Here is a 9,347-nt window from a genome sequence, read left to right on the forward strand (position 1 = left end):
ATCGACGCATTAGTCATGTCCTCAAGCCCCCGGATGTACTGATCAGAGGGGTGACAACTTTCCTGAAACTGGGGGACATCACATATAAACTCTATACTCCCTTCTACTTCAGGGACAATGCTATTAGCGTCGTCTTGACTTGAACTAACGAACACAAGTTGATTGTGTTGATCGTAGTATGCCGCAAAGAAGATTAGGTTGGGATCGGGCTGAGTTATCTCAACTTTGATATGCAACTTATAAATTTTGGTCTTGTAAAGTGTGTCTATTATAGTATCTTGCTCGGTAATTGCATATTGTATTGAAGTTACATGACCTCGAATCTCTAGATCTTCTTCTTTGGATGACCAGTGAATCGGCCCTCTTTTTACCTTGTCAACATTTCCAAGATATCGTGATGATATTTGCCTACAATCTCCTACTTGAGTAATGGTTCCGTTTTGCAGAAGTATTGCGATGTCACAAGTTCGAATCAGAGCCTCCATGTTGTGGCTCACAAATAGAATTGTGCGATCTGCGCTACTCATACTTTTAAGCTTACCCAGGCACTTATCTTGGAATTTTGAATCCCCCACCGCCAGCACCTCATCCACCACCAGAATCTCCGGCTCTAGATGCGCTGCCACCGCAAATGCCAGCCGCACATACATGCCACTGGAGTAGCGCTTCACAGGCGTGTCGAGAAACTTCTCTACCTCCGCGAAGTCCACGATCTCGTCAAATCTCGAGCGAATCTCACGCCGCGTCATCCCAAGGATGGCGCCGTTGAGATAAACGTTCTCCCGCCCTGTGAGCTCCGGGTGAAAGCCGGTGCCCACCTCCAACAGGCTTGCCACCCGGCCGCGGATCTCCACACGACCCGTGGTGGGTTTGGTGATGCGGCTGAGGATCTTCAACAACGTGCTCTTGCCAGCCCCATTGCGGCCGATGATGCCCACCCGCTCACCTCGGCGGATCTCGAAGCTCACATCCTTCAAGGCCCAGAATTCTTCCTCGCCCCGCTGGTGTTCATTGGCGGCTTGACGCCGGGCGCGGCGGATCTGGCCCGCCAGCGTGAATGGATTGGCCCATCGGCCCAGAGCCGCCGCTTGGTGGCTCAGCGAATCGCGAATCGTGCTGTAGCGCTCGCTCTGTGCGTGCTGGATCGTGTACTTCTTGCCCAGGCCTTCTACCCGGATCACCACATCTTTGCTGGCCATCTCAAATCACGTCTACAAACGTATCCTCGATGGCCCGGAAGCGCCAAACTCCCACCACCGCTAAGACCACCACCACGAGCAGAGATAGATTGATGCTCAGTGGGTTCACCAGTGCACTCCTACCCAGAATCGCCCAGCGGAAGCCCTCAATCACTCCCACCATCGGATTCATTGCAAATACAAACTGCCAATTAGCTGGCACGATCGAGCTGGAATAGGCCACTGGGCTGATGTACTGCCCAATCTGGAGCATAAATGGCACCAAGAAGCCTAGGTCGCGGTAGCGCACCATCCAGGTGGAGATAAGCAGGCCCAGACCCATCGAAAAGGCAAACACCACCAGCAGCCAGAAGGGCAAAGTCAGCAGTCGCCAAGTAGGCCAGTAGCGGTACCAAGCCATCAACCCCGCCAGGATTACGAGCGATAGCGCGAAATCGACCAGACAGGTGATGACGGATGCCGCCGGTGCGATCAAGCGAGGGAAATACACCTTGCTGAACAGGCCGGCTCCGCCCTGCAGGCTGTATGCCACGCCGCCCAGCGCACTGGCGAAGAACTGCCAAGGCAGCATCGCAGCAAACACCATTATCGGATAGGGAGCATCGCCCTCACTGGGCAGGTTCGCCAGCCTGCCGAAGATCACAGTGAACACCACCATCGACAGAAACGGCCGGACCAGCGCCCAGCCCACTCCGAAGGCCGTTTGCTTGTAGCGCACGGTCACATCGCGCCAGGCCAGGATCGCGAATAGCTCCCGGTAGCGCCACAGGTCTTTCCAGTACTGCTTCTCGATTCGGTTCGGCTCGAGCACCAGCAATTGCTGGCTGGGGTCTACCGGTTTGGGGCGCAGGCGGGGCATTCAGTGGGGGAAGGGTGGGGAGGCTGCAGGTTGGGAGGGAATTGGTTGCACCAGGCCATGGACACACTAAGGGTGTCTAGTGCACATCGGGCGGGAGCAGGACTCCACCGCCTCAGTCGTGCTGGGCATGAGCTTTGCACATTTTGGCTGGGAACAAGGAAGTCGTGTTGATTCACTCTTCGGCCTTGGGGCCTGGAGCTGGGCGGCGGTTGAGCAGGCGGAGGGTCATGGCCGCTTCGCCTTCCTGGCGGCACTCAGCAAGCCAGTCTTGCGCTGCCAGGGTGTGGCGCAGCTCTTCCATGGGAATGCCCGCGATCACCATGATTTGCTCTTGTCAAGATCAGGGCGGTTGGCGAGGATCTGCCTGGTGCTGGTTTGCAGTTCGCTCTCTGGGCGAATTGGCAGCGTGAGCAGGTTGAGCAGGGGATCCAAAGAGGGCTGCAGCGCCTGAGTGGGGCCGAGCTTGAGGCGGCTGTGGGGAGTGATCACCAGCACCGCCCAGTGCTCCACCTGGGGGTGCTCTGGAACACCCGGTAGTACCAGCGGTCGGTGTTCACGCGGGGTAGGGCTGCAGGTCGTGCGGCGCTGGGGGAAGCCATCCGCTATGGCAATTTGGGCGCCTCCCTGAATCTGTACAGCCTGTACAGACTCCTGCACAGTTGCAAATGAGAGGGGGAACTAGGCGTTAGCGGCCAGCCAGGCAGCCAGTACGTCCGGGCCCTGGAAGTCGAGCAGGGCCACTCCTGCGGAGAAGGCTGCGCGTCATCCGGGAGCACCCAGCGCAGCAAGAAAATCTGCTTCAGGCTGGATCAACAGCCCATCGCCCAGCTCAGGGGCATTCATCAGAAATCCGAAGTCGCGGTGATCGCCGGTGAGCAAGACAGTGGCTTTGCAGGCGTGGGCAGCTCTATAAATTGGCCAATCCTTCTCGGCAAGATCTGCAGGGCAGGGGATGCCCAGGTTGTCTGCCACCAGCCGAATCTTGCTCAGCTGTCGGCTGAACTCAGGCAAACGATCGCGAGCTTTGCGTTCGAGGTTGCGCCGCGCTTCTTCTTTGGCGTAGGCACTGGTCGCGAGCTGAAACAGTCCCTCTGAACCAAGCGTGATCACCAAAGCGGCCTTGCCCTTGGGATTGTGGGCAGCGGTGAAGAGGACATTGGCATCCAGAAAAACACGCATCCAGAAACACACGCATCAGTGGGCTTTGAGACGCTCAAGAATCTGCTGGCGTTCCTGGTCTGAAAGGGCATCAGCCTGATCCCATTCGGCGATGTCCTCATCGCTGTACAACTCCACTTCCAGCACGGCTGCTGGTTTGAGTCGCAGCTCACCGCCACAGTCTTCCACGATCACCGCGCCACCCGGTTCGATCCCCAGGTGCCGGCGCATTTCGACGGGCAAGGTGATCTGGCCACGGCTCGAAACCATGAGCACCTCGCGCAGAGAGTCACGCTTCAGAAACTGCATTGCTCTGAAATGCGGAATTTCAGCTTAGCGGCATTGCCAGATCTGCGCCTGCTCCGGTTGCGCCTGCAGCACGCTCAGGTGTTGGCGGCCAGCCAGGTGGCCAGGTCGTCCGGGCCTGTGAAGTCGAGCAGGGCGTCGGCCAGGGCTTCCAACTGACCCAGGGGCAGGGCCTGGATCTGGGCGGTGGTGGCGTCGCTGAGGGGGCCGCAGCGGCGGTTGAGTTGGCGGAGGGTCATAGAAGCTGCTTCTTGCTGCCGGCCTTTGGCTTCGCCCTCCTGGCGGCCTTCTTGGCGGCCTTCCTGGCGGCCCTCCTGGCGGCCCTCCTGGCGGCCCTCGGCCAGCCAGTCCTGTACAGCCCTGGTGTGGCGGATCTCTTCTCGGGGAATTCCGGCGATCACCATGATTTCTGCCTCAGTAAGCTGGGGGAACCGTTGCACCAGCATAGGCAGCACAACCGTGTCTAGATCAGGCCGACTGGCCAGGATCTGCTGACTGGTGGCCGCCAGCTCGCTCTCGGGCCGCACCGGCAGGGTGAGCAGGTTGAGCAGGGGATCGAGGTTGGCCTGCTGGCTCAGCTCCTCCAGGCTGATCCAGTGCACCTCGTTCAGGAGCGCCTGCAGAATCCTGGGCAGCTTGGTGGGGCCGAGGCCGATGCGATTGTGTGGCGTGATCACCACCACCTCCAGATGCTCCACCCTCGGGTGCTTCTGAAGAAACCGACAACTCTGCGCCGCCAGGCGGTGGTGGAAGCCTGGGTCGGGGTGCATCTGCACCTCAAGGAGTACCACCGGGAACTCCGGGCTGCCGGTTTCGGCGCAGCCGGTGCTGTCCCTGGGCCAGAGCACGCCATCGAGGCGGTGGCTGAGCTCCTTGATCTCTAGGGCCTCAAAGCGGTAGAGGCTGTCGCCAGGAGCTGAGGGGTCGAGGCTCAGCGCAATGGCGTTGGCGGTGGCGGATGAGCCGGGCAGTAATGATCGGATCAGGTCGGGGGCGCTCTGGAAGACGCGGTAGTACCAGCGGTCTGTGTTCACTGGTTGCGGGCGCTGGCTGGCAAAAAGGTAGCTGCTGCTTGGGGGTGGGGCTGCAGCCCGTGAGGGGCTTGGTGGATATGGGGCTTCGTTGGCGGTCGGCGGCCTCGTGGCTCGTTCGGGCTGGGGCGTCTGGAGGCTCAGGGGGAAGCCCATCTGGCGAGCTTAGGAATTTGGCCGTTGGGCACACCAGATGTGGTGTGTGGGGCGTCAGGGAAGCTCACATCCTTCACCGCCCAGAACTCGTCCGCCCGCAGCTGCACATCGGCGCTGCTCTGCGGCAGAACCGCTTGCTCAGGGTGTCGACGTTGACCAGAACGTCGCTCAGATCAGCCGTTGATCCAGCTGGAACGGCTCCTGATGCACCAGTGCCACCTGCGCCATGGCTGGGTGTAGAGGGTTGAGCATCAGGTTGCGGGCCTGGGGCACCACCACGGAAGGCAGCACCAGCCCCAGCTGCAGCCCGGCCCGCAGCCAGTTGCCACCAAAACCAGCGCTGGCCTGGCCGTGGGGGATGGCGTTCCAACCCTCCGGCAGAGCTGCGGGATCGGGCTCGTTGATCAGGCCCGGCGGTTCTGGTACGTCGTACCTACACAGCACCAGGGGAACGCTGAGCACACCGTTGAGATGCACCAGCACCTCCAACACCGTGATCTCGGGCGTCAGCCCCAGGTAGACAGCACGCTGGCCGGGCTGGTTCCAGCGCTGCCCATCGCGGGCAGCACCCTGGCCCGTGAGATCGCCGGCATAGCGGAACTTGCTCAGCCGCCACGCGCGCATCACACCGGTGCGCCCTGCTCCAGAGCCAGCAACAGCCGGCGCACCTGGCCGGCCCCGATCGCCGTGCGGCAGTGTTGGAGCGGGGACGCCTGGTGCAGCAGTGGATGCGGTGCCTTGAGCCAGGCTTCCGTGCTCGCTGGTTGCTCAAACACCCCATAAGCCAGGCTAATCACCTCCATCAGCCGATCCAGCCGCTCGGACGCCACCAGATCGAGCGTCGAACCCTCTCGGCACCGCCGCGTCATCGTGGCCTCCGACAGGGCGATCAACGGCTCCAGCTCCGCTGGCTTGAGGTGCAGGTGCTGGCGCAAGGCCACAAGCCAGCTGCTGCTCCAGCCCTGCTCGATCGCCGCCAGACGCTGCTGCTCATTCAGGCCGACCAGCTCAGAGACGCGCTGCCAGAACGACTGCACGAAGTCACTCTCCTGGAAGCCAGCTGGTGCAGCGACAGCCATGGGCGGATCCCTCAGGACGGCGTCATTTGAAGGAAGCATAGCTCCAATTGACAAGCGGCTGCTGCGGCTGGCCGGTGAACCAGGCGCGGGCATTGAGGATCAGCGGCGTGAGCGGGTTGATCAGGGCCCACAGCACCACGCCAGGCGCCAGGCCAGTTCGCGGCCGGCCCAGAGGTCTTGCTTCATCTCCCGCCAGAGCTTGGCCGGGTGGGCCAGGGGGCTTTCGGGGGTGTAGGTGCGGGTGGGGAGGGATGTCACAGGTGCGGGAATTGGTGGCGCCGGGCCATGGACACACCAAGGGTGTCTAGTGCACATCGGGCGGGAGCAGGGCTCCACCGCCTCAGTTGTGCTGGGAAAATCCTTGCACACTTAGGCTGGGGATAAGGCAGTCGTGTTCATTCACTCTTCGGCCTTGGGGCCTGGAGCTTGCGGTGGTGGGCAGGTTGATCCATGCCACTTGCTTGTTCAGGAAAACCTGAAGGGGCTGTTGGGGGTGATCACCAGCACGGCCCAGTGCTCAACCCAGAGGTGCTGCTGCAGAAAGAGCGGTAGAGATTGTCGCCAGGAGCTGAGGGGTCGCTCAGGGCAGTGGAATCGCCAGGTCGCGGCAGATCTTGCGCACCAGCAGCTCCTTGATCTCGTTGTGGCGCGGGATGGCGCTGCGGCGATTCAGTTTCGGGTGATGCCACCACGACCGGCTGCTTGCCTAGCTTCTTCGCAGTTGCTCGCGGTTCCCTTCCTGGCTGATCACCGCTGTGTAAGTGGGTGCCATGGCAAGCAATCAAGGGGGATGGGGGTCGGAGACACCAGATGTGGTGTGGCGTCAGGTCGCGGGCGCGGCGTTAGCGTCCAGCCAGGCAGCCAGTTCGTCCGGGCCCTGGAAGTCGAGCAGGGCGTCGGCCAAGGCTTCGAGTTGCTCCAGCGGTAGGGCCTGGATCTCGGCGGTGGTGGCTTCGCTCAAGGGGCCGCAGCGGCGGTTGAGGAGGCGGATGGTCATAGCTGTTTCGCCTTCCTGGCGGCCTTCCTGGCGGCCCTCCTGACGGCCTTCCTGGCGGCCCTCCTGACGGCCTTCCTGGCGGCCCTCAGCAAGCCAGTCCTGCACAGCCCGCGTATGGCGGATTTCTTCGCGGGGGATGCCGGCGATCACCATGATTTCTGCCTCGGTGAGCTGGGGGAACCGTTGCACAAGCATAGGCAGCACAACAGTGTCTAGATCAGGGCGGCTGGCCAGGATCAGCTGACTGCTGGCGGCCAGCTCGCTTTCGGGCCGCACTGGCAGGGTGAGCAGGTTGAGCAGCGGATCGAGATCCGGCTGCTGGCTCAGCTCCTCCAGGCTGATCCAGTGCACCTCCCCCAGAAACACCCGCAAGTGACGCGGTAGCTGGGCTGGCCCCAGCTTGTGCCGCTTGTGTGGAGTGATCACCACCACCTCCAACTGCTCCACCCGGGGGTGCCGCTGCAGGAACCGGTAGGTCTGCGCCGCCAGGCGGTGGTGGAAGCCTTGGTCGGGGTGCATCTGCACCTCCAGCAGCACCACCGGAAATTCAGGGCTGCCGGTCTCGGCGCAGCCAGTGGTTTCCCTCGGCCAGAGGACGCCATCGAGGCGGTGGCTGAGCTCCTTGAGCTCCAAGGCCTCAAAGCGGTAGTGACGATCGCCGGGGGCTGCCGGGTCGAGGCTCAGCGCATTGGCGTTGGCGGAGGCGGCTGAACCGGGCAGCAGAGAGCGGATCAGGTCGGGGGCGCTCTGGAAGACGCGGTAGTACCAGCGGTCTGTGTTCACTGGCTACGCACGCTCGTTGCCGAAAAGGTAGCCGCGGCTTGGGGTTGGGGCTGCAGCTCGTGAGGTGGGCGTAGGGGGGGCCTGGCCGCCGGCAACAAGAAGTCCTGCTGCTGCGGCAGCTCAGCGGTAGACCTCGCTGCGGTGAGCTACCTGCAGCACCAACACAACCATTTCATCCTCCTGGATGTCGCAGATCAGCCGGTAGTCACCCACCCGATAGCGCCATAGCCCCGCCAGGTTCGCGGCCATGCCCTTGCCGCGTTGTCTGGACCGTTGAGCGGTCGAGCTTCTTCAGCTGCCGCCTGGCGGTGTCAGAGATCCGAAGCGTCCAGGCCAAGCTCTGTGATCACCTCGTTGAGGCTGTAGGTCTTCTCTTTGCCTTCGCGGATACGCTTTAGAGCCGCAGCGCCCAGGACGGCATCTTCCAGGTCGTCGATGCCCTGTTCGATGAGCTCATGAAGGACAGTGGCCTTGGCACGGCCCGTGACCTGAGCAAGGTTGTCCAACCGTGCCTCCACTGCTGGGTCCAGGCGAACAGGGGTGATCAACGCAAGCTCGTAGACATCGATCACCAGATCTGCCAGCAGGGCTGAGGTGTCGATCACGAAGGCAGCAGGTGTGGAGCTCCCTAATCAGCGATCGCGGTCGGCTCGCAGATCACTCTCCAGGGAGGGGAAGGAACGTCCAGAAAAGTGGGCTCGCCATTGACGCGCCCGCTCGATCAATAGCCTCGTCTGCTCATGCATGCTGCGGTGATGGCGGCGGGCCAGATCACGCAGCCCCTCGTAGGCCTGCTCCGATAACCCCACAACCTGAGTGATAGCACGGCAAGAAGGGCCCTGGACGGTCAGAGGCCAAGGCCCAGGGCTCCCCTGCAGCGTGGGATGGCGGAGGACGTGCTGGCTGCCTCCAGCGGGCTCGGCACGGTGGCTACGAACAACCCTTCCGCATCGCGTTCCACCACCACATTGAACTGACGCGTGATGACCGGTGCGGAGCTTGGTGCGTTGGAAACCTCGTTGGCGGCTCAGGGGGTGGCGGCCAGCCAGGCGGCGAGGTCGGCCGGGCCCTGGAAGTCGAGCAGGGCCACTCCTGCGGAGAAGGCTGCGCGTCATCCGGGAGCACCCAGCGCAGCAAGAAAATCCGCTTCAGGCTGGATCAACAGCCCATCGCCCAGCGCAGGGGCATTCATCAGAAATCCGAAGTCGCGGTGATCGCCGGTGAGCAACACAGTGGCTTTGCAGGCGTGGGCAGCTCTATAAATTGGCCAATCCTTCTCGGCAAGATCTGCAGGGCAGGGGATGCTCAGGTTGTCTGCCACCAGCCGAATCTTGCTCAGCTGTCGACTGAACTCAGGCAAACGATCGCGAGCTTTGCGTTCGAGGTTGCGCCGCGCTTCTTCCTTGGCGTAGGCACTGGTCGCAAGCTGAAACAGTCCCTCTGAACCCAACGTGATGACCAACGCGGCCTTGCCCTTGGGATTGTGGGCAGCGGTGAAGAGCACATTTGCATTCAGAAAAACACGCATCCAAAAACACACGCATCAGTGGGCTTTGAGACGCTCAAGAATCTGCTGGCGTTCCTGGCCTGAAAGGGCATCAGCCTGATCCCATGCAGCGATGTCCTCATCGCTGTACAACTCCACTTCCAGCACGGCTGCTGGTTTGAGTCGCAGCTCACCGCCGCAGTCCTCCACGATCACCGCGCCACCCGGTTCGATCCCCAGGTGCCGGCGCATTTCGGCGGGCAAGGTGATCTGGCCACGGCTCGACACCATGA

15 protein-coding genes and 1 pseudogene are annotated in these 9,347 nt (G+C 61.9%); all 16 read right to left on the reverse strand.

Translation table 11 applies throughout. The annotated features are described in order from the left end of the window. Positions 1-1,199: ABC transporter ATP-binding protein (locus tag AC01FP_RS10715; protein ID WP_474480077.1), on the reverse strand; the 1,199-nt coding region annotated here is incomplete at its 3' end. A gap of 1 nt (position 1,200) precedes the next feature. After that, positions 1,201-2,058, reverse strand: a complete 858-nt coding sequence (locus AC01FP_RS10720) for an ABC transporter permease (protein ID WP_474480079.1) — start codon at positions 2,056-2,058, stop codon at positions 1,201-1,203. A 172-nt stretch (positions 2,059-2,230) separates the two neighbouring features. Then, positions 2,231-2,380 (reverse strand): hypothetical protein, encoded by a 150-nt coding sequence (locus AC01FP_RS10725; protein ID WP_474480082.1) that lies wholly within the window; start codon positions 2,378-2,380, stop codon positions 2,231-2,233. After that, positions 2,374-2,715: a hypothetical protein gene (locus AC01FP_RS10730; protein WP_474480085.1), complete on the reverse strand. Its 342-nt coding sequence runs from the start codon at positions 2,713-2,715 to the stop codon at positions 2,374-2,376. The genes AC01FP_RS10725 and AC01FP_RS10730 overlap by 7 nt, the downstream gene beginning before the upstream one ends. Before the next feature lie 105 nt (positions 2,716-2,820). Further along, on the reverse strand, positions 2,821-3,237 hold the full coding sequence (locus AC01FP_RS10735) for a PIN domain-containing protein (RefSeq protein WP_474480087.1): 417 nt from the start codon (positions 3,235-3,237) through the stop codon (positions 2,821-2,823). 15 nt (positions 3,238-3,252) lie between these two features. Then, positions 3,253-3,486 carry an AbrB/MazE/SpoVT family DNA-binding domain-containing protein gene (locus AC01FP_RS10740; protein ID WP_474480090.1) on the reverse strand — a complete coding sequence of 78 codons (234 nt, stop codon included), beginning with the start codon at positions 3,484-3,486 and terminating at the stop codon, positions 3,253-3,255. 113 nt (positions 3,487-3,599) lie between these two features. Then, complete coding sequence (locus AC01FP_RS10745) at positions 3,600-4,556, reverse strand: Rpn family recombination-promoting nuclease/putative transposase (RefSeq protein ID WP_474480092.1); 957 nt, start codon at positions 4,554-4,556, stop codon at positions 3,600-3,602. A 321-nt stretch (positions 4,557-4,877) separates the two neighbouring features. Further along, positions 4,878-5,333, reverse strand: a complete 456-nt coding sequence (locus AC01FP_RS10750; RefSeq protein ID WP_474480094.1) for an RES family NAD+ phosphorylase — start codon at positions 5,331-5,333, stop codon at positions 4,878-4,880. Continuing rightward, positions 5,333-5,788, reverse strand: coding sequence for an antitoxin Xre/MbcA/ParS toxin-binding domain-containing protein (locus AC01FP_RS10755; protein WP_474480096.1), 456 nt, complete (start codon positions 5,786-5,788; stop codon positions 5,333-5,335). Before AC01FP_RS10755 ends, AC01FP_RS10750 begins: the two co-directional genes overlap by 1 nt. Before the next feature lie 120 nt (positions 5,789-5,908). Then, positions 5,909-6,046 carry a hypothetical protein gene (locus AC01FP_RS10760; protein WP_474480097.1) on the reverse strand — a complete coding sequence of 46 codons (138 nt, stop codon included), beginning with the start codon at positions 6,044-6,046 and terminating at the stop codon, positions 5,909-5,911. A gap of 565 nt (positions 6,047-6,611) precedes the next feature. Continuing rightward, the gene (locus tag AC01FP_RS10765) at positions 6,612-7,568 is read right to left on the reverse strand and encodes an Rpn family recombination-promoting nuclease/putative transposase (protein WP_474480099.1); all 957 of its coding nucleotides are present in this window, start codon (positions 7,566-7,568) and stop codon (positions 6,612-6,614) included. A 120-nt stretch (positions 7,569-7,688) separates the two neighbouring features. Continuing rightward, positions 7,689-7,820 (reverse strand): annotated as a pseudogene (locus AC01FP_RS10770) (type II toxin-antitoxin system RelE family toxin); the annotation flags it as partial. 59 nt (positions 7,821-7,879) lie between these two features. After that, positions 7,880-8,173: a type II toxin-antitoxin system RelB family antitoxin gene (relB, locus tag AC01FP_RS10775; protein WP_474480101.1), complete on the reverse strand. Its 294-nt coding sequence runs from the start codon at positions 8,171-8,173 to the stop codon at positions 7,880-7,882. Between the two features lie 27 nt (positions 8,174-8,200). Then, complete coding sequence (locus AC01FP_RS10780) at positions 8,201-8,377, reverse strand: hypothetical protein (RefSeq protein ID WP_474480104.1); 177 nt, start codon at positions 8,375-8,377, stop codon at positions 8,201-8,203. Positions 8,378-8,679: 302 nt separating this feature from the next. Further along, positions 8,680-9,072 carry a hypothetical protein gene (locus AC01FP_RS10785; protein WP_474480106.1) on the reverse strand — a complete coding sequence of 131 codons (393 nt, stop codon included), beginning with the start codon at positions 9,070-9,072 and terminating at the stop codon, positions 8,680-8,682. A gap of 39 nt (positions 9,073-9,111) precedes the next feature. Continuing rightward, entirely contained in the window at positions 9,112-9,345 is a 234-nt protein-coding gene (locus AC01FP_RS10790) for an AbrB/MazE/SpoVT family DNA-binding domain-containing protein (protein WP_474480108.1), read from the reverse strand. Positions 9,346-9,347 lie beyond the last annotated feature (2 nt).

It is taken from the genome of Cyanobium sp. NIVA-CYA 375 (assembly GCF_056108345.1).

Bases quoted from the DNA above. Each gene is read 5' to 3' on its own strand.
- AC01FP_RS10720 (WP_474480079.1), bottom strand. From the start codon at position 2,058: ATGCCCCGCCTGCGCCCCAAACCGGTAGACCCCAGCCAGCAATTGCTG.
- AC01FP_RS10725 (WP_474480082.1), bottom strand. From the start codon at position 2,380: ATGGTGATCGCGGGCATTCCCATGGAAGAGCTGCGCCACACCCTGGCA.
- AC01FP_RS10750 (WP_474480094.1), bottom strand. From the start codon at position 5,333: ATGCGCGCGTGGCGGCTGAGCAAGTTCCGCTATGCCGGCGATCTCACG.
- AC01FP_RS10735 (WP_474480087.1), bottom strand. From the start codon at position 3,237: ATGCGTGTTTTTCTGGATGCCAATGTCCTCTTCACCGCTGCCCACAAT.
- AC01FP_RS10740 (WP_474480090.1), bottom strand. From the start codon at position 3,486: ATGGTTTCGAGCCGTGGCCAGATCACCTTGCCCGTCGAAATGCGCCGG.
- AC01FP_RS10755 (WP_474480096.1), bottom strand. From the start codon at position 5,788: ATGGCTGTCGCTGCACCAGCTGGCTTCCAGGAGAGTGACTTCGTGCAG.
- AC01FP_RS10790 (WP_474480108.1), bottom strand. From the start codon at position 9,345: ATGGTGTCGAGCCGTGGCCAGATCACCTTGCCCGCCGAAATGCGCCGG.